The 18,695-nt window shown below is 70.0% G+C and carries 19 protein-coding genes; 6 read left to right on the top strand and 13 right to left on the bottom strand.

What is annotated here, in order from left to right; genetic code table 11:
- Nucleotides 1–38 precede the first annotated feature (38 nt).
- The 6 genes from guaA to guaB all read right to left on the bottom strand — a co-directional run bounded on the left by guaA (nt 39) and on the right by guaB (nt 6,418).
- Complete coding sequence (guaA, locus tag IFR11_RS08020; protein WP_191915788.1) at nt 39–1,619, bottom strand: glutamine-hydrolyzing GMP synthase; 1,581 nt, start codon at nt 1,617–1,619, stop codon at nt 39–41.
- A complete protein-coding gene (locus tag IFR11_RS08015; RefSeq protein WP_055834000.1) occupies nt 1,616–2,137 on the bottom strand; it encodes a DUF3817 domain-containing protein in 522 nt (173 codons plus the stop codon). Before IFR11_RS08015 ends, guaA begins: the two co-directional genes overlap by 4 nt.
- A gap of 10 nt (nt 2,138–2,147) precedes the next feature.
- Entirely contained in the window at nt 2,148–3,017 is an 870-nt protein-coding gene (locus IFR11_RS08010; protein WP_342030267.1) for an SURF1 family protein, read from the bottom strand.
- A 12-nt stretch (nt 3,018–3,029) separates the two neighbouring features.
- The gene (locus IFR11_RS08005) at nt 3,030–4,145 is read right to left on the bottom strand and encodes a GuaB3 family IMP dehydrogenase-related protein (RefSeq protein ID WP_055833994.1); all 1,116 of its coding nucleotides are present in this window, start codon (nt 4,143–4,145) and stop codon (nt 3,030–3,032) included.
- A gap of 15 nt (nt 4,146–4,160) precedes the next feature.
- Nucleotides 4,161–4,841: a TMEM175 family protein gene (locus tag IFR11_RS08000; RefSeq protein WP_070409867.1), complete on the bottom strand. Its 681-nt coding sequence runs from the start codon at nt 4,839–4,841 to the stop codon at nt 4,161–4,163.
- A gap of 74 nt (nt 4,842–4,915) precedes the next feature.
- Nucleotides 4,916–6,418 (bottom strand): IMP dehydrogenase, encoded by a 1,503-nt coding sequence (guaB, locus tag IFR11_RS07995; protein ID WP_055833991.1) that lies wholly within the window; start codon nt 6,416–6,418, stop codon nt 4,916–4,918.
- 300 nt (nt 6,419–6,718) lie between these two features.
- Here guaB and IFR11_RS07990 point away from each other — a divergent pair, with 300 nt between their 5' ends.
- The 5 genes from IFR11_RS07990 to IFR11_RS07970 all read left to right on the top strand — a co-directional run bounded on the left by IFR11_RS07990 (nt 6,719) and on the right by IFR11_RS07970 (nt 11,558).
- A complete protein-coding gene (locus IFR11_RS07990) occupies nt 6,719–8,017 on the top strand; it encodes a branched-chain amino acid ABC transporter permease (protein WP_191915787.1) in 1,299 nt (432 codons plus the stop codon).
- Between the two features lie 11 nt (nt 8,018–8,028).
- Complete coding sequence (locus tag IFR11_RS07985) at nt 8,029–9,009, top strand: branched-chain amino acid ABC transporter permease (RefSeq protein WP_055833985.1); 981 nt, start codon at nt 8,029–8,031, stop codon at nt 9,007–9,009.
- Entirely contained in the window at nt 9,002–9,934 is a 933-nt protein-coding gene (locus IFR11_RS07980) for an ABC transporter ATP-binding protein (protein WP_055833982.1), read from the top strand. The genes IFR11_RS07985 and IFR11_RS07980 overlap by 8 nt, the downstream gene beginning before the upstream one ends.
- Complete coding sequence (locus IFR11_RS07975; protein ID WP_055833979.1) at nt 9,934–10,716, top strand: ABC transporter ATP-binding protein; 783 nt, start codon at nt 9,934–9,936, stop codon at nt 10,714–10,716. Before IFR11_RS07980 ends, IFR11_RS07975 begins: the two co-directional genes overlap by 1 nt.
- Nucleotides 10,717–10,820: 104 nt before the next feature.
- Nucleotides 10,821–11,558, top strand: a complete 738-nt coding sequence (locus IFR11_RS07970; protein WP_191915786.1) for a hypothetical protein — start codon at nt 10,821–10,823, stop codon at nt 11,556–11,558.
- A 167-nt stretch (nt 11,559–11,725) separates the two neighbouring features.
- Here IFR11_RS07970 and IFR11_RS07965 read toward each other — a convergent pair whose 3' ends face one another.
- The 3 genes from IFR11_RS07965 to groES all read right to left on the bottom strand — a co-directional run bounded on the left by IFR11_RS07965 (nt 11,726) and on the right by groES (nt 14,591).
- On the bottom strand, nt 11,726–13,009 hold the full coding sequence (locus tag IFR11_RS07965) for an ABC transporter substrate-binding protein (protein ID WP_055936183.1): 1,284 nt from the start codon (nt 13,007–13,009) through the stop codon (nt 11,726–11,728).
- Between the two features lie 205 nt (nt 13,010–13,214).
- Nucleotides 13,215–14,156, bottom strand: coding sequence for an EamA family transporter RarD (gene rarD, locus IFR11_RS07960; protein ID WP_191915785.1), 942 nt, complete (start codon nt 14,154–14,156; stop codon nt 13,215–13,217).
- Nucleotides 14,157–14,294: 138 nt separating this feature from the next.
- Nucleotides 14,295–14,591, bottom strand: a complete 297-nt coding sequence (groES, locus tag IFR11_RS07955) for a co-chaperone GroES (protein ID WP_039394204.1) — start codon at nt 14,589–14,591, stop codon at nt 14,295–14,297.
- Nucleotides 14,592–14,720: 129 nt separating this feature from the next.
- On the opposite strand from groES, the gene IFR11_RS07950 reads away from it, so the two are divergent.
- Nucleotides 14,721–15,908 (top strand): THUMP-like domain-containing protein, encoded by a 1,188-nt coding sequence (locus tag IFR11_RS07950; protein WP_191915784.1) that lies wholly within the window; start codon nt 14,721–14,723, stop codon nt 15,906–15,908.
- Between the two features lie 9 nt (nt 15,909–15,917).
- Here IFR11_RS07950 and IFR11_RS07945 read toward each other — a convergent pair whose 3' ends face one another.
- The 4 genes from IFR11_RS07945 to tsaB are packed head-to-tail and all read right to left on the bottom strand — an operon-like array spanning nt 15,918 to nt 18,686.
- Entirely contained in the window at nt 15,918–16,364 is a 447-nt protein-coding gene (locus tag IFR11_RS07945; RefSeq protein ID WP_191915783.1) for a hypothetical protein, read from the bottom strand.
- The gene (gene tsaD, locus IFR11_RS07940) at nt 16,361–17,461 is read right to left on the bottom strand and encodes a tRNA (adenosine(37)-N6)-threonylcarbamoyltransferase complex transferase subunit TsaD (RefSeq protein WP_191915782.1); all 1,101 of its coding nucleotides are present in this window, start codon (nt 17,459–17,461) and stop codon (nt 16,361–16,363) included. The genes IFR11_RS07945 and tsaD overlap by 4 nt, the downstream gene beginning before the upstream one ends.
- Complete coding sequence (rimI, locus tag IFR11_RS07935) at nt 17,461–18,054, bottom strand: ribosomal protein S18-alanine N-acetyltransferase (RefSeq protein ID WP_191915781.1); 594 nt, start codon at nt 18,052–18,054, stop codon at nt 17,461–17,463. The genes tsaD and rimI overlap by 1 nt, the downstream gene beginning before the upstream one ends.
- Nucleotides 18,054–18,686, bottom strand: a complete 633-nt coding sequence (tsaB, locus tag IFR11_RS07930) for a tRNA (adenosine(37)-N6)-threonylcarbamoyltransferase complex dimerization subunit type 1 TsaB (RefSeq protein WP_191915780.1) — start codon at nt 18,684–18,686, stop codon at nt 18,054–18,056. The genes rimI and tsaB overlap by 1 nt, the downstream gene beginning before the upstream one ends.
- Nucleotides 18,687–18,695 lie beyond the last annotated feature (9 nt).

Below are 18,695 nucleotides of genomic sequence, written 5' to 3'. Positions count from 1 at the left end.
CCGGCCGGCACCGCTGCGCGTCAGGAGTCAGACGAAGCTCACTCCCACTCGATCGTCCCCGGCGGCTTCGACGTCACGTCGAGCACGACACGGTTGACGTCGCGCACCTCGTTGGTGATGCGGTTGCTGATCTTCGACAGCACGTCGTACGGCAGCCGCGTCCAGTCGGCGGTCATGGCGTCTTCGCTCGAGACGGGCCGCAGCACGATCGGGTGACCGTAGGTGCGGCCGTCGCCCTGCACGCCGACCGAGCGCACGTCGGCGAGGAGCACGACGGGGCACTGCCAGATCTCGTCGTCGAGACCGGCCTTGGTCAGCTCGGCGCGGGCGATGGCGTCGGCCGCACGCAGGATCTCGAGACGGTCAGCGGTGACCTCGCCCACGATGCGGATGCCAAGACCGGGCCCCGGAAAGGGCTGACGGCCGACGATGGCCTCGGGAAGCCCGAGCTCCCGGCCGATCGCGCGCACCTCGTCTTTGAACAGGGTGCGCAGCGGCTCGACGAGCTCGAACTGCAGGTCTTCGGGAAGACCGCCGACGTTGTGGTGGCTCTTGATGTTGGCCGTGCCCGCACCGCCGCCCGACTCCACGACGTCGGGGTAGAGCGTTCCCTGCACGAGGAAGCGCACCTGCTCCCCCTCGGCCGCGGCTTCGGCGACGAGGTCGGCCTGCACCTTCTCGAACGCGCGGATGAACTCGCGGCCGATGATCTTGCGCTTCTGCTCGGGGTCGCTGACACCGGCGAGGGCGTCGAGGAACGTCTCGCGCGCGTCGACGGTGATGAGGCGGACGCCGGTCGAGGCGACGTAGTCGTTCTCGACCTGCTCGCGCTCACCCTGGCGGAGGAGTCCGTGGTCGACGAACACGGCGATGAGCTGGTCGCCGACGGCCTCGTGCACGAGGGCGGTCGAGACGGCCGAGTCGACGCCGCCGGACAGGGCCGAGATGACGCGGCCGGTGCCGACCTGCTGGCGGATGCGCTCCACCTGCTCGGCGATGACGTTGCCGCTGTTCCAGTCCGCGGGGAGTCCCGCGGCCTTGAGCAGGAAGTTCTCGATCACGCGCTGTCCGTGGTCGGAGTGCTTGACCTCGGGGTGCCACTGCACGCCGTACATGCGACGGGCGTCGTTCGAGAAGGCGGCGACGGGGGTGTGCGCGGTGCGGGCGAGCACCTCGAAGCCCTCGGGTGCGCGCGAGACCTGGTCGCCGTGGCTCATCCAGACGTTCTGCTCGGCGGGCTGCCCCTCGAGCAGCGTGCCCTCGGTCACGACGGTGGCGTCGGTCGCGCCGTACTCGCGGAGCCCGGTGTTGGCGACCTCGCCGCCGAGGGCTTTCGCCATGACCTGGAAGCCGTAGCAGATACCCAGCGTCGGCACGTCGAGGTCAAAGACGTCCTCGTCGAGGCGGGGGGCGCCTTCTTCGTACACCGACGACGGGCCACCCGACAGGATGATGCCGACGGGATTCTTCGCGGCGATGTCGGCGGCGGTCGCGGTGTGCGGCACGATCTCGCTGTACACGCCCGCTTCGCGGACGCGACGGGCGATGAGCTGCGCGTACTGGGCGCCGAAGTCGACGACGAGGACGGGGCGCTGGGACGTTTCGGTCTGTTCGGTCACCGCTGGCCTTCCGGGGCAGAGACGGGAGCGGATGCCAGGGCGGCCTCGCGCTCGGCGAGATAGGCGCGCACGCCGTGGGCGGTGCGCACCTCGAGGATGAAGGAGAGGAACGGCACCACGCCACCGAGGGCGAGGAACACGAACCGACGGAACGGCCAGCGCATGAGGCTCCACACGCGGAAGCACGAGATCAGGTACACGACGTAGAACCAGCCGTGCGCGACGAGGATCGCGAGAGAGACGTTGACGCCGTCACCCGTGGAGAGGATGCTGCACTCGTTGGTCCAGGGCACGAACAGCGAGAACCACTGGCAATCGGGGCCGGGGATGGCATCCGCGAACCACAGGAAGCCACCCGATCCGCCGAGGAACAGCTCCATGTGCAGGGGCGTGTACTTCAGGATCATCTCGGCGACCAGCAGCAGCAGGCCGATACCGGTGATGACCGAGCAGATCTGGTAGAACTTCAGGGCTCCGCGAATCGCCGGGAACGAGGCGAGCTTCGGGGCACGGGGCATGGATGCCAGTCTAGTCGCGGGTTGCCGAGGCCCCCGCCGCGAGCGCGTCGGCGTGCTCGTCTTCGAGGTCTTCGACCTCTTTCTCCCACGCGTCACGTGCGAGGCGGTACCAGAGGTACAGCGCGAAGCCGGCGAAGATCGCCCACTCCGCCGCGTAGAAGATGTTCAGCCAGTTCACGCGCGAACCCTCGTCGGGCGCCGGCGACGAGATCGGCTCGAGGGGCCCGATGACGCTCTGCGAGGCGATGTACTGGCGGTACACCCGCAGGTCGTCGACGTCGTGCCACCGGCCGAGGAGCATCGCCGGGGACATGCGGGTGAGGGTCTGGGTGTCGGCCCCGCGGGGCGGGACGGACGGGCCTTCGTCGGAGATGAGACGACCCGTGACCTCGACGGTCGCGGTGGGGTCGGCGTCGACGGCGGCCTGGAGCTCGTCGACAGCAGCGTCGGCCTGCTCGCGCGAGGCGGTCCAGCCCGTGGCGACGGCGACCGACGTGGGCTCAGCGGTACCCGTGATGCGCAGCTGGCCCGTGACCCAGTACCCCTCGACGTCGTCGTTGAAACGAGACGACACGACGATGAAATCGGATGCCACCCACTGGCCGCTCACCTCGACCCGCTGTCCGACCTGCGGCTCGGGCAGGTACGCGCCGGGCTGCACGACGTCGGCGAGCGGCTGGACGTTCTCGGTCAGGCCGGGCTCGGGCGGCGAGGTGTCGATCGCGCGGCCCAACTGCCACTGCCCCAGCCACGCGAGGGCACCGGCGACGACGAGCGAGAACGCCAGCAACGCGATCCACCGGGGTCGCAGCATGACTTCCCGCAGGGTGGGCGGGAAGATTCGCGGCGGCTCCGGTCGGGTCGCGGGGGTGACGGTCACTCGGTCTCCGTATCAGTGCCCGTAGGGGGCGACGACGACCTCGACCCGCTGGAACTCCTTGAGGTCGGAGTACCCGGTGGTCGCCATCGACTTCTTCAGGGCTCCGATGAGGTTCGCGGTGCCGTCGGCGACGGGCGCCGGCCCGAAGAGCACCTGCTCGAGCGGCCCGACGCGGTCGACCGCGACGCGGTGGCCGCGCGGCAGCTTGGGGTGGTGCGCTTCGGGACCCCAGTGGAATCCGCGGCCCGGGGCGTCGGTGGCGCGGGCGAGCGCCACGCCGAGCATGACCGCATCGGCCCCCATGGCGAGGGCCTTCACGATGTCGCCCGAGGTGCCCACGCCTCCGTCGGCGATGACGTGCACGTAACGTCCGCCCGACTCGTCGAGGTAGTCGCGACGGGCGCCGGCGACGTCGGCGACGGCGGTGGCCATCGGCGCGTGCAGGCCGAGCGTGGCGCGGGTGGTCGAGGCGGCACCGCCGCCGAAGCCGACGAGGACGCCCGCGGCGCCCGTGCGCATGAGGTGCAGCGCCGCCGTGTAGGTGGCCGCTCCGCCCACGATGACGGGGACGTCGAGGTCGTAGATGAACTTCTTGAGGTTCAGCGGCTCGACGCCGCTCGAGACGTGCTCGGCCGAGACCGTGGTGCCGCGGATGACGAACAGGTCGACGCCCGCGGCGACGACGGTCTCGTACAGGTCGTGCGTGCGCTGCGGGGTGAGGGCGCCGGCGACGGTGACCCCCGCGGCGCGCACCTCGGCGAGGCGATCGCGCACGAGCTCGGGCTTGATGGGCTCGGCGTACAGCTGCTGCATACGCCGCGTGGCGTCGGCGTCGGCCAGCGTCGCGATCTCGGCCAGCAGGGGCTCGGGGTCGTCGTAGCGCGTCCAGAGGCCTTCGAGGTCGAGCACGCCGAGGCCGCCGAGACGACCGAGCTCGATGGCGGTGCGCGGGCTCACCACGGAGTCCATCGGCGCACCGAGCACGGGGATCTCGAACGGGAACGCGTCGATGGTCCACGCCGTCGAGACGTCTTCGGGGTTGCGCGTGCGCCGCGACGGCACGACGGCGATGTCGTCGAAGGTGTAGGCGCGGCGGGCGCGCTTGGCGCGGCCGAGGTCGATCTCCATGGTCACCCCTCCAGCCTACCCGCGCCCTTCGACATCGCCGCCGGGGTCGGGAGCGCGGGCGGCATCGACGGGCGCGGCGAGGTCGTTGCCGCCGCGGAGGATTCGCGTGAGGAGTCCGTCGAAGAGGAACACCAGGAACGCCATCGACCCGATCACCGGGCTCAGCGCCATCGCGACGAGACCCAGCACCACGGCGCTGAATCCCGCACGCCCCATGCGACGGGCGTCGTCGCGCGAGAGGTCGGGGATCGCACCGGACCGCGCCGCCCACACCCACTGGATCCAGCCGAGCAGGATCGCGAGGAAGAAGTTGACGGGCAGCAGCACGCGCCCCAGGAGCAGATCGTCGTAGGTGGTGTTGAGCGACGAGGTGAAAGGCACCAGGACCACGAGCAGCAGGCGGAAGCTGTTGATCCACATGCCGAGCGCGTCGATCCGCGCGATGTACTCGAACTGCCGCACGTGCGTCATCCACATGAGGCACAGGAGCAGAAAACTGATGACGAACGAGAAGACGGGGTGCGCGAGACCCACGAGACCGGCCGCGAGGTCGTCGTTCGTACGGATCGTCCCCAGCGACTGATCGGTGAGGCCCAGCACGAGCAGGGTCGCGGCGATCGCGAACACGCCATCGGTGAACGCCTCGGTCCGCCGCGCCGAGAGCGACGCCTCGGGGTGGCTCCTGCGTCGGATCATGCGCACAGCGTAGTCGCGGGAGCGGAACGACGAGGGGCCGGGCAGTCGCCTGCCCGGCCCCTCGTCGAACCTCGTTACTTCTTGTAGTTCGGCGCCTCGACGACGATCTGCACGTCGTGCGGGTGCGATTCCTTCAGACCCGCCGACGTGATGCGCACGAAGCGACCCTTGCTCTTGAGCTCCTCGACGGTGCGGGCGCCGACGTAGAACATCGACTGACGCAGGCCGCCGATGAGCTGGTACGCCACCGCGGCGACGGGGCCGCGGTAGGGGACCTGGCCCTCGATGCCCTCGGGGATGAGCTTGTCGTCGCTGGGCACGTCGGCCTGGAAGTAGCGGTCCTTCGAGTACGACGTCTTCTTGCCGCGGGTCTGCAGCGCACCGAGCGAGCCCATGCCGCGGTACTGCTTGAACTGCTTGCCGCCCTGGAAGACGATCTCGCCCGGCGACTCGTCGGTGCCGGCGAGGAGCGAACCGAGCATGACGGTGTCGGCGCCGGCGACGAGCGCCTTGGCGATGTCGCCCGAGTACTGCAGACCACCGTCGGCGATGACCGGCACGCCCGCGGGGATCGCGGCCTGTGCGGCCTCGTAGATCGCGGTGACCTGCGGCACGCCCACGCCGGCCACGACGCGGGTGGTGCAGATCGACCCCGGTCCGACGCCGACCTTCACGGCATCCACTCCCGCGTCGATGAGCGCCTGAGCGCCCTCGCGCGTCGCGACGTTTCCGCCGATGACGTCGATGTGCGCGAACGACGCGTCGGCCTTGAGGCGGGTGACGATGTCGATGACGCCGGCCGACTGCCCGTTGGCGGTGTCGACGACGAGGACGTCGACACCGGCGTCGCGCAGCGCCTCGGCGCGCTGCCAGGCGTCGCCGAAGAAACCGATGGCGGCGCCGACGCGCAGCCGACCCTGGTCGTCCTTGGTGGCGAGGGGGTACTTCTCGCTCTTGTCGAAGTCCTTGATGGTGATGAGGCCGGCGAGCTTTCCGTCTTCGTCGACGAGGGGGAGCTTCTCGACCCGGTGCTTCGCGAAAGTCGCGATGACGTCGTTGGCGTGGATGCCGACGTGGCCCGTGATGAGCCCGTCCTTGGTCATCACGTCCTTCACCAGCGTCGTCTGACGCTCGAAGCCCGAGACGAAACGCATGTCGCGGTTGGTGATGATGCCCACGAGCACGCCGTCGGGGTCGACCACGGGCAGACCCGAGATGCGGTACTGGGCGCACATCGCGTCGACCTCGGCCACCGTGGCATCCGGGGTCGTGGTGATGGGGTTCGAGACCATGCCCGACTCGCTGCGCTTGACCTGGTCGACGATCGACGACTGGTCCTCGATCGAGAGGTTGCGGTGCACGATGCCGATGCCGCCCTGCCGGGCGATCGCGATGGCCATGCGGGCCTCGGTGACGGTGTCCATCGCACTGGAGAGCAGAGGCGTCGCCACGGTGATGCGACGGGTGAGACGCGACGACGTATCGGCCTCGCTCGGGATGACGTCGGTGTGCCCGGGAAGGAGCAACACGTCGTCATAGGTCAGTCCGATGAAACCGAAGGGGTCGTGCTGCTCCATGGATCCTCCTGCGCGCGCGGCGCCTGTTCGAAAAAAGGACGACGTCGGCCGGGGCGCGCGAGGCGCTCCGCCCGTAATTCTAAGCGTCGGGACCCTGGGAATTGTTCCCGTGCAGGTGGCCGCGACGCGCAATCCTCATGACACGGTTCGCTAACGACGCGGTCGGCGAAACACCCTCGACACATTACGCTCGTAGCGTCGACCGTCGAAGCTGACGGACGACTTCGTCAGCGCTGCCGAACTGGAGACTCCGTGGGTCATTCCTCCCCCACCGCGACACGATCGCGATCCCTATCCCGCATGGCTGCCGTCGTCTCGCTCCTCGCGAGTGCGATAGCCGTCCTGAGCCTGCTCTTCGCGTCACCTGCGAGCGCAGCCGTCACCACCGCACCAACACCCGCCGCCACGACCGGACCGGGCGACGTCTCATCGCAGTACACGATCGGCGGCATCATCCGCGCCGAGGATGAACCGCTCGAGGGCGTCGAGATCTCGGTCGAGGGCTCCGGCTTCTCGGAGGTCGGTACGACCGGTGCCGACGGTCGTTGGTCGGTCGCGGTTCCCGGGCCCGGCAGCTACACCGCCGAGCTCCAGGTCGACACGCTGCCCGACGGTGTCGCACCCCGCGACCCCGACAACGTCACGCGTGACGTCACGGTGGGAACGACGAACACGGTCAACGTGCTCTTCCCCACCGGTGAGGGAACGGCGGCGAGCGGCTCGATCTGGGACACGTTGTTCTCGCGCTTCTTCTACGGCCTCAACTTCGGCCTGCTGCTCGCCCTGGCCGCCATCGGCATCTCGCTGATCTTCGGCACGACGGGCGTCAACAACTTCGCGCACGGCGAGATGCTCACCTTCGGCGCGATCATCTTCTACATGTTCACGGCCATGGGCTGGAACATCATCCTGGCGGTGCTGCTCACCGTGGCGCTCTCGGTCGCGCTGGGCTGGACACAGGATGCCGTCCTGTTCAAACCTCTGCGCAAACGCGGGGTGGGGCTGGTCCAAGTGCTGATCGTCACGATCGGTCTGTCGATCGTGCTGCGCTACCTGTACCTCTACTTCTTCGACGGCGGCACGCGCAACATCGACACCGGCATCACCGACAACGTCACGATCGGCCCGGTGACGGTCACGCTCACCTCGATCATCAGCATGGGCGTCAGCGTCGTCATGCTCGGCGCGGTGGCCTACTTCCTGACCCGCACCCGCATCGGCAAGGCCACCCGCGCCGTCAGCGACAACGCGTCGCTCGCCGCGGCGTCCGGCATCAACGTCGACCGCGTCATCCGCATCGTCTGGATGCTGGCCGGTGGCCTGACGGGCCTCTCGGGCGTCCTCTACGGCCTGTACCGCGGCGTCACCTGGGACATGGGCTTCGCGATCCTGCTGCTGCTGTTCGCCGCCGTCACCCTCGGCGGCCTGGGCAGTGCCTTCGGCGCCCTGGTCGGTTCGCTGATCATCGGCATCATCACGGAACTGTCCACCATCGTCATCCCACCCGACCTCCGGTACGCGGTGGCCCTGATCGTGCTCATCGGCGTGCTGCTCTTCCGGCCGCAAGGTGTGCTCGGTCGTAAAGAGCGGATCGGTTGAGGAACGACGACATGGACTGGCTTTCAATCTTCAACAACGCCGCGGGCGAGCTCATCAGCCCGACCACCGCGGCCTACGCCCTCGCCGCGATCGGCCTGAGCGTCCACTTCGGCTACGCGGGTCTGCTCAACTTCGGTCAGGCGGGCTTCATGGCCGTCGGCGCGTACGCCTTCGCGATCGCGACGCTGTCGTTCTCGGCCCCCGTGTGGCTCGCGATCCTGGTCGCGATCGTCGCCTCGGTGCTCTTCGCGTTCCTTCTCGGCATCCCGACCCTGCGACTGCGCGCCGACTATCTCGCGATCGTCACCATCGCGGCCGCCGAAATCGTGCGCTACGTCGTCTCGACCGTCGGCCTGACCAACGTCACGGGCGGCTCGCAGGGCCTCAACGGGTACAACCGCGAGTTCCAGGCGATGAACCCGCTGCCGGCCGGTACCTACGGCATCGGCCCGTGGACCTACTCGGCGAACGACTGGTGGGTCCGCATCTTCGGCTGGGGACTCGTCATCATCGCGACCCTGCTCGTCTACGTGCTCATGCGCAGCCCCTGGGGCCGCGTGGTCAAGGGCATCCGTGAAGACGAAGACGCGGTGCGCAGCCTCGGCAAGAACGTCTACTCGTACAAGATGCAGGCGCTGGTGCTCGGCGGTGTCATGGGCGGCCTCGCGGGAGTGATCTTCATCCTCCCCCGCGCCGTGCAGCCCGGAAACTACGGCACCGCGCTCACCTTCTTCGTCTGGACCGCACTACTGCTCGGTGGCGCCGCCACCCTGCTCGGACCGATCGTGGGAGCAGCCCTGTTCTGGGTGCTGCTGTCGCTGTCGAACGGCATCATCGTGGGGCTCCGCGATGTCGGCATCCTGGGCTTCATGTCCACCACCCAGGCGGGCCAGGTGCGCTTCATCCTCGTCGGCATCGGACTGATGCTCCTCGTGATCTTCCGACCACAGGGCATCTTCGGCAACAAGAAGGAGCTGTCGTTCAATGTCTGACACCACCGTCACCCATCCGCTCGTCAAGGGCGAGGTCGGACCCGGCTGCGCCAAGGTCGACCCGATCGTCGTCGCCGACGGCGTCACCCGCCAGTTCGGCGGCCTGAAAGCCGTCGACGTCGAGCACCTCGAGATCCCCCGCGGGCAGATCACCGCGCTGATCGGCCCCAACGGTGCCGGTAAGACCACTCTGTTCAACCTGCTGACGGGCTTCGACAAGCCCAACACCGGCCGGTGGAGCTTCGAGGGGTCGAACCTGGCCGGCGTGCCCGCGTTCAAGGTCTCGCGGCAGGGCATGGTGCGCACGTTCCAGCTCACCAAGTCGCTCGGGCGCCTCTCGGTGCTGCAGAACATGCTGCTGGGCGCCCGTGGGCAGAAGGGCGAGAACATCTTCCGCGCCCTGATCCCCTCGATCTGGCGCTCGCAAGAGAAGGCCAACACCGAACGGGCCGACGACCTGCTGCGCCGCTTCAAGCTCGACGCCAAGCGCGAGGACTTCGCCGCGTCGCTCTCGGGCGGCCAGCGCAAGCTCCTCGAGATGGCCCGCGCGCTCATGAGCGACCCCAAGCTCGTCATGCTCGACGAGCCCATGGCGGGCGTCAACCCGGCGCTCACGCAGAGCCTGCTGGGTCACATCCTCAACCTCAAGAGCGAGGGGATGAGCGTGCTGTTCGTCGAGCACGACATGCACATGGTGCGTCACATCTCGGACTGGGTCATCGTCATGGCGGAGGGTCGCGTGGTGGCCGAGGGGCCGCCGGAGACCGTCATGACCGACCAGGCCGTCATCGACGCCTACCTGGGCGCGCACCACGACACCGATCTCGGCGACATGACCACGTCGCAGCTCGAGACCATCCAAGCCGAAGCCGCCGCCGAGGCGGAGGCGGAGCTCATCGCCGACGAGAAGGACGGGAAGCTCTGATGTCCGACACCGCAACCGCCACGCGCACCGCGGTGCTGCGCACCGACGACCTGGTCGCCGGGTACCTGCCCGGGGTCAACATCCTCAACGGCTGCACGGTCGACGCCTACCAGGGCGACCTGATCGGCATCATCGGCCCGAACGGCGCCGGCAAGTCGACGCTGCTGAAGGCCATCTTCGGCCAGGTGAAGATCCGTGGCGGCTCCGTGCTGCTCAACGGTGAGGACATCACCACGCTGAAGGCCGACAAGCTCGTGGGCAAGGGCGTCGGGATGGTGCCGCAGAACAACAACGTGTTCCCGAGCCTGTCGATCGAAGAGAACCTGCAGATGGGTCTCTTCCAACGTCCCAAGGCCTTCGCGGAGCGCTTCGAATTCGTCACGGGGCTCTTCCCCGAACTCGGCAAGCGTCGCCGCCAGCGGGCGGGGTCGCTGTCGGGCGGTGAGCGGCAGATGGTCGCCATGGGCCGCGCGCTCATGATGGACCCGTCGGTGCTGCTGCTCGACGAGCCCTCGGCAGGCCTGTCGCCCGTGCGTCAGGACGAGACGTTCCTGCGCGTCGCCGAGATCAACCGCGCCGGCGTGACCATCATCATGGTCGAGCAGAACGCCCGCCGCTGCCTGCAGATCTGCCACCGGGCCTACGTGCTCGACCAGGGCAAGGACGCGTACACCGGCACCGGCCGCGAGCTGCTCACCGATCCCCGCGTCATCGAGTTGTACCTCGGAACGCTGGCCGCCGACGAGGACGCCAAGCGCGACCACCAGGAGCCCCCGGCCTGATCCCACGTCGATACACCGCGAGCGCGGCGCTCACCCTGGTGGGCGTCGCGCTCGCGGCATGCGCGGGCGCACCTCCCGCGCCTCCCCCGCTGTCTGTCACGCTCGTGCAGCAGCGGGGCGACATCGTCTCGGGGCGCGTGCAGCTCCGCGTCACGAACACCTCGGATGCCGCGGTCACCGTGACCTCGGCGGTGCTGCGCTCGCCCCTGCTCGCCGCGACGGGCGGCGGAGACACGAAACGCCCCGAGACGCTGCAGCCGGGGCGCACGATCGATCTTCCCGTCGCACTCCCCGATTCGCGCTGCGATCCGGAGGCCGCCGACGCCGGCCCGCGAGCCGTGCTCGGCGTGAGCGACGACCGGGGAACGCTCGAGCAGACCGTGGCGGTCGACGACGCCCTCGGGGTGCTCCCCCGCCTGAGCGCGACGCAATGCGACCGCGAGGCCTTGGCATCCGTCGCCCGCGTCTCGGCCACCGCGGTGTCGGTGTCCGGCGACGGGACCGCCGCTCTGCTGCTGTCGATCGAGCCGACCCCGGATGCCACGGCGGGCAGCGTCGAGCTCGTCTCCCTGCGCGGGACCCCGCTGCTGCGCTTCCCGCAGGGCACGGAGGCGCCTCTCGGCCTCACCGTCGCCGCCGGCGACGCCCCCACGACCACCACGGTGCCGGTCACGCCGATCCGCTGCGACGCCCACGCCATCGCCGAAGACAAGGTGGGCACCCTGTTCGACCTCGTCGCGCGGGTCGACGGCCGGGACGTCGTCGTTCCGCTCGACCGGCCGCAGGCGGTCGCCGATGCCCTGCTCGCCTTCACCGCCTCCGTCTGCGGCCTGACCCCCTGACGCCGGGTCCGAGGCCGCGAGGGCTGCCGCCGGCCGCGCCGAGCCCTCCGAGGCCCCGAGAGCCTGTGGCACGCCGGGACGCGGATGCCGGCACGGCACCGATCCGGCCCGCACGAACGCCGAAGGGCCCGGATCCTGGCGGATCCGGGCCCTCGTGCGGTGTCAGGTCACTCGTTGAGCGAGCCGAACTCCGTGTTCAGCAGGGTGTACTTGTTGTCGGCACCGTACTGGTAGATGCCGATGTACGCCTCGGTCGGGTCACCGTTCTCGTCGAAGGTGATCGGGCCGGAGACGCCGTCGTAGTCGACGTCCGTGCCCTCGTTGATGAGCGCGAGGCAGTCGGCGAACGTCGTGCACTTCTCGCCCCCCTCGGAGACGGACTGCATGTTGTCGCGGATGGCCGTACCCGAGTCGTCCTTCGCCTGCGCCGCAGCGAGGGCGGCGACGATGACGGCGTCGTAGGACTCCGGCGCGTAGCTGAAGTCGGTGAGGGCGGGGTCGACCTCTTTCAGACGCGACTGGAACGACGTGTCGGCCGGGTTTCCGGGAAGCGTTCCCTTGGCACCCTGCAGCGTGCCGGCGGCGAACTCATACGAGTTCGACAGGTTGCCGTCGACGAAGTAGACCTTCGACGCCGGGAAGCCCTGCGTGCTGACGAGCTGCGGGATGATCGACGACGTCTCTTCGAACGCGATGATCGCGACGGCGTCGGGCTGCGACGCGAGCACCTGGTCGACCTGCGACGTGAAGACCGTGTCACCCGGGTTGTAGGGAACTGCGACCGAGACCTCGCCACCGGCGGCCTCGATGGCCTTGGTCGCGTTGTCCTTGAGGCCGATGCCGTAGGGGTCGTTGATGTAGATGACGCCGACGTTGGCCGCGCCGTCACCGACCATCAGGTTGCCGAGCACGCGGCCCTGCAGCACGTCGGACGGGGCGGTACGCCAGTAGTACCCGTCGTCGGCGTAGGTGGTGAAGTCCGGCGAGGTGTTCGCCGGCGAGATCTGCACGACGCCCGCGTCGACCAGCTGGTCGACGAAGGTGAAGGACACGCCCGACGAAGCCGCACCGATGACGACATCGGCGCCGGCGTCGACGAGCTCGGTGGCCGACTGGGTCGCGATGTCGGTCGTGGTGTCACCCGAGTCGCGCTCGGTCAGTTCGGTCGTGAACGGGAACGCGTCGCCGGTGGCTTCGATGTCCTGGATCGCGAGCTTGACACCCGCGACCTCGGGCGGGCCGAGGAAGGCGAGGTTACCCGTGGCCGGGAGGATGGTGCCGACGTGGAAAGTCCCGTCTTTGGTGGACACGGCGCCGCCGCCGGATGATGCACTGGGGGCAGCGGCGTCGTTGCCGCCACCGGCGCAACCGGCGAGGACGAGCGCGCTGGCACCGATCAGGGCGATGCCGCCGATGACCTTGCCAGTGCGCGTACGTGTGATGACGCTCATAGTGCTCCTTGCTGTGAATGAACGTTGGGCAGCCCACGAGGACCGCCTGGTGTCCTAAACCTAAGCCGCCGCGCGTTTTCTGCGTGTTGCCGTTCGTTAACGATGTGAGTCGTCGCGATCACGGCCGCATAACGGTTTCACACGGCGTCGTCACGGTGCACTAGGAGATATGTCGGCAGGGACGACAAACGCATGATCTGGCCGGTCAGACGGGCTCCGCCACGTCGACGACGACGCGGCGCTGTCGGCGCGACGCGACGACCGAATCGACGCTCAGCATGATCAACGCCACCCAGACCAGGGCGAAACCGATCCACCGCTCGAGGGTCATGGCCTCGCCGAGCACCCACACCCCGATCGCGAACTGGATGATCGGCGCCACGAACTGCAGCAACCCGATGACCGTGAGGGGCACGCGACGGGCGCCCGAGGCGAACAGCAGCAGCGGCACGGCCGTGACCACCCCCGCAGCCAACAGCAGCACCGTGTGCAGCGTGCCCGCCGTGCCGAGGGTGAGACCGCCGAACGCCGCGACGACGGCCAGCTGCACACCGGCGACGGGCAGCAGCCACATCGACTCCAGCGTCAGGCCGCTCACCGCATCGACCGAGGGCCCGATCTGCTTCTTGACCAGACCGTAGAAGCCGAACGAGAAGGCCAGCGTCAGCGCGATCCACGGGAAGGTGCCGTAGCCCACCACGATGACGACGACCGCGGCGACGGCGATGCCGATCGCGATCCACGGCAGCACCCGCAGTCGCTCGCGCAGCACCAGCACCCCCAGCAACACCGTCACGATCGGGTTGATGAAGTAGCCGAGGCTCGTCTCGATGACGTGGTTCGTGAGGGCACCGTAGAGGTACGTCTGCCAGTTGACGTAGATGAGCACGCCGGCCACGGCGGTGAGCGCCATGAGCCGCGGTTGCCGCACGATCGCCAGGAACGGGCGCCAGGCGCGCAGCACGGTGAGCAGCACCAGGCAGAACACGAAGGCGAGAAGGATCCGCCACGCCACGACCTCGAACGGGCCGGTGGGCTTGAGCTGCAGGAAGTAGAGCGGCAGGACGCCCCACAACAGGTAGGCACCGAGGGCGTAGAGGGCACCGCGGGTACTGCCGCCGGAGACAGGAGGGGCGGCGGGGGTCACCGATTCAGCCTACGCGCGGGGCGACGCCGCGAGCCGCCGTTCCCCACCGCTTTCCTGCCACCTCGCGACGCGGGGCTGACGGAACGACGAAGGCCCCGCATGCCGGAGCATGCGGGGCCTTCGTGCAGGACTGCGCGATCAGCGGACGACGACCGCCAGCACGTCGCGAGCCGAGAGCACCAGGTACTCGTCGGCGCCGAACTTGACCTCGGTGCCGCCGTACTTGCTGTAGAGCACGCGGTCGCCGACGGCGACGTCGAGGGGGACGCGGTTGCCGTTGTCGTCGATACGGCCGGGTCCGACGGCGACGACCTCGCCCTCCTGCGGCTTCTCTTTGGCGGTGTCAGGGATGACGAGACCACTCGCGGTGGTCTGCTCAGCCTCGACCTGCTTGATGACGATGCGGTCCTCGAGCGGCTTGATGGAAACCGACACGGTCTACCTCTTTCTCGTTACAGAAGACTTGTCAGCACTCACACGGGGAGAGTGCTAATTCGAGTCTAGGGAAGCACTGGCACTCACGCAACGCGAGTGCCAACACAATCGCCCGCATAGGCTGAATCGGTGGATACCCGCGAGCTCACCGCCCTGCTGACGCCCGACGGCCTCCGCCTGCTCGACGAGGTGGGCGGCATCGAGTCCACCGACGACGCGGCCCGAGCCGTCTCTCGACTCCGCGCGGCCGGGCACTCCCCCGATCTCGTGTCGGCCGTCGTCGGTCAGGCACGTCTGCGGGTGCGCGGAGCGGCCAAGTTCGGCCCGTTCGCCGAGCGCATGCTCTTCACCCGCGCCGGCCTCGAGCAGGCGACGCGCCTGTCGATCGCCGCCCGCCACGCCGGACGCTTCCGCGCCGCCGGTCTCGACCGCGTCGCCGACCTCGGCTGCGGCATCGGCGGCGACGCCCTCGGACTGGCGGGGCTCGGCATCCGGGTGCACGCCGTCGACGCCGACGAGGTGACGGCCGCGATCGCCGCGTACAACCTCGCCCCCTTCGGTGAGACCGTGACCGTCGCGCACGGCCGCGCCGAAGACACCGACCTCGATCAGACGGATGCCGTCTGGCTCGACCCGGCGCGCCGCACGGCCGGGCACTCCGAAACGCGGCAGGTGTCGTCGAGCGAATGGTCGCCCTCGCTCGAGTGGGTCTTCGCTCTGCTCGAGAGCACGCCCGGGGGTGTGAAGCTCGGCCCGGGCTTCGATCGCGGGCGGATTCCCGACGACGTCGAAGCGCAGTGGATCAGCGCCGACGGGTCGACCATCGAACTGGTGCTGTGGTCGGGAGTGCTGGCCCGCGAGAACGTGCGTCGTGCGGCCCTCGTCGTGCGCGGCACCGACGCCTGGGAGCTCACCGCCCCCGCCGACTCCCCCGACGTCGAGCAGCGCGAGCTGGGTGCCTTCGTGCACGAACCCGACGGGGCGATCATCCGCGCCCGGCTGATCGGCGAGGTCGCCCGCGCGCTGCAGGCGGGCATGCTCGCGCCCGGCATCGCCTACCTCACGTCGGACGCCGCCCTCACGAGTCCGTTCGTATCGTCGTTCCGCGTGCGGGAGGAACTCCCGGCCGACCCGAAGAAGCTCGCCCAGGCCCTGCGTGCGCGCGGCATCGGCACCCTGGAGATCAAGAAGCGCGGCGTCGACGTCGACCCCGCCGTGCTGCGCAAGAAGCTGTCGCTGCGCGGCGACGCGTCGGCGACCCTGCTGCTCACCCGCATCGGCTCGAAGCGCCTCGCGCTGCTGGCCGATCGGGTGTGAGCCCGGTCGTCACACGACGGCGAGCTGCGAGAACCCCCAGATCAACCACCCGGCGCTGAACGCCACCGACGTCAGCGCCAGCGCGAGGGCCCACACCGCGACGCGACGGCTGTCGTGCTCGCGGCGCAGCGACACGATGGCGATGATCGCCGCGAGCGCTCCGAGCGGGAGGAACCAGCCGGTGAACAGGGCCGCCCCGAGGGCGAGGATCGAGACGCCGAGGGACCACGGCGCCAGGGACCGCGGGGTGGGCGGCGCCGGCGGGACGTAGGGGATGACGTGATCGCCGAAGGCGGCCATCTCGAGCTGCGCCGTGGGCAGGCGCTCCGGGTCGCCCTCGTCGTCGCGCCGAGCGGACGCCGCCGCCTGGGTGATGGCGGCGCGCAGGTCGTCGGCGGGCTCGACGCTCTCGGCGACCTTGCGCGCGCGCCGCGTCGGCGGGGCCGCCTCGCTCATGCGACGCGTCCGGAGCCCGGCCCGGGGGCCTCGGCATCGGGATCCTCGGCGACCTGGATCTCGGTCACCGGCAGCGTGGAGTCGGCGCCGAACGCCAGGGTCGAGGGCCGGCGCCCCGACGAGATGAGCTCCGCGGCGAGGGCGGCGATCATCGCGCCGTTGTCGGTGCACAGGCTCAACGGCGGGATGCGCACGGCCACGCCCGCCGCCGCCGCGCGCTCGAGGGCGACGTCGCGCAGGCGCTTGTTGGCGATGACCCCGCCGCCCAGCAGCAGGCGCGGGACGTCGTGGCGCGCACACGCGTCGAGGGCCTTGGTCACGAGCACGTCGACGACGGCTTCGCGGAACGACGCCGCGACGTCGGCGACGGGCACCGGCTGCCCCGCGGCCTCGTGCTGTTCGACCCAGCGGGCGACGGCGGTCTTGAGGCCCGAGAACGAGAAGTCGTAGCGGTGGGATGCCATGTCGGAGGCGCGCGACATTCCCCGGGGGAACCGGATCGCGGTGGGATCGCCCGAGGCTGCCGCCCTGTCGATCTCGGGGCCGCCGGGGTAGGGCAGCTTCAGCAGTCGGGCGACCTTGTCGAACGCCTCGCCCGCGGCGTCGTCCATGGTCTCGCCGAGCAGTTCGACGTCGCTGGTGAGGTCGCGCACGAGCAGCAACGAGGTGTGCCCCCCGCTGACGAGCAGGGCGACGGTGGGGTATTCGAGTTCGGCGGCGTCGGCGTCGAGGATGTCGGCGGCGATGTGACCGACCAGGTGGTTCACGGCGTAGAGCGGCTTGTCGAGGGCGACGGCGAGGCCCTTCGCGGCCCCCACCCCGACCATCAACGCACCGGCGAGGCCGGGACCGCTCGTGACGGCGACGGCGTCGAGGTCGGCGAGCGTCACGCCCGCCTCGGCGAGCGCGGCGTCGATCGAGGGCTGCAGCGCCTCGAGGTGCGCGCGGGCGGCGACCTCGGGGACGACGCCGCCGTAGCGGGCGTGCTCGTCCATGCTCGAGGCGATGGTGTTGCTCAGCAGCGTGCGACCGCGGACGATGCCGATGCCGGTCTCGTCGCAGCTGGTCTCGATGCCGAGTACGAGGGGCGCGTCCATCAGCACCAGCCCTTTCCGGTGGCGGGGGGAGCGGGGGTGCCGGCTCCGTCGACGGGCTCGGGTGTCGGGGCGGCCGAGAGGGCGGCGGATCGACCGGACCCTCCGTCGGGCTCACCGCCGCGGGTCTCGGCGCGGCGGTGAGCCCACCCGCGCAGGTCGAGCTGCATCACGAGGGCGTCGACGTCGTCGGGCTGGTAGTAGCGCGGACGCCGGCCGACCTCGGCGAAACCCTCCGAGGCGTACAGGGTCTGGGCGACGGGGTTGTCGGCGCGCACCTCGAGGAACACCTCGTGCACGTCCCGCCGCACGGCCTCGTCGAGCAGCGCCGCCAACAGGGCCCGGCCGCGACCTCGGCCCCGCGCCGTCTCGGCGATCGCGATGGTCTGGATATCGGCATCCCGCGCGCCCCGCGCGGCGCGCAGACCGGCGTAGCCGACGAGCCGGCCGGCCTCTTCGACGACGACGTACCACCCGTGCGGCGAGACGAGCTCCTCGCGCATCATGGCGGGACTCCAGGCGTCGGTGGGGAACGACGCGTGCTCCAGCGCCATGATCGCGTCGAGGTCGGCCGAGGTGGCAGCGCGGGTGGGCATCAGCTCACCCGCTTGGGCGCGTGGGCGGCGACGACGTCGGGGCTGCGCAGGTACAGCGGCTCGCCGTCGGCGAGGGTGCGGCCGGCATCGAGCGCCCGCGCGGCGGCGAGCGCGATCATGGCGGCCGACACGGCGGTGGCGTCGTAACGGCGCGCCCCGGCGGCGGCGAGGCGTTCGTCGAGCTCGTCGCGCGGGCTGAGAGCGGCATCCGTGACGCGCACCGGCAGCCCGTCGTCGTCGAGGCCGTCATAGATGCTGAAGGCGAACTCCTTGCGGCGCGCGTCGGTCACCACGGCGAAGCGGCCGGTGTCGGTGCCCGTGAGGGCGTCGGCGAGCAGAACGCCCAGCGCGACGCCGTCGTGGCTGGGGACGGGGACGGCGGGGATGCCGCGCCCCAACGCATACACCCGCGCGGTCGCGATGCCCACGCGCAAGCCCGTGAAGGGGCCGGGACCCATGCCGATGGCGACGTGCGTCGGCGCGGGGGCGACCGCACTGGCCCGCCGTAAGAGGTCGCCGATGACCTCGGCGTGTCCGAGCGGATTGCTGCTCTGCTCGTCGACGAGCACCTCGCCGTCGCGCGAGATCGCGGCCACGGCGGTGCCGAGCGAGGTGTCGATGCCGAGAATCACCGTTCCAGC

It is taken from the genome of Microbacterium sp. CFBP 8801 (genome assembly GCF_014839455.1).
Classification (GTDB): Bacteria; Actinomycetota; Actinomycetes; order Actinomycetales; family Microbacteriaceae; genus Microbacterium.
The sequence above is the reverse complement of the archived record's forward strand: the minus strand, read 5'-3'. Positions and strand labels throughout refer to the sequence as shown.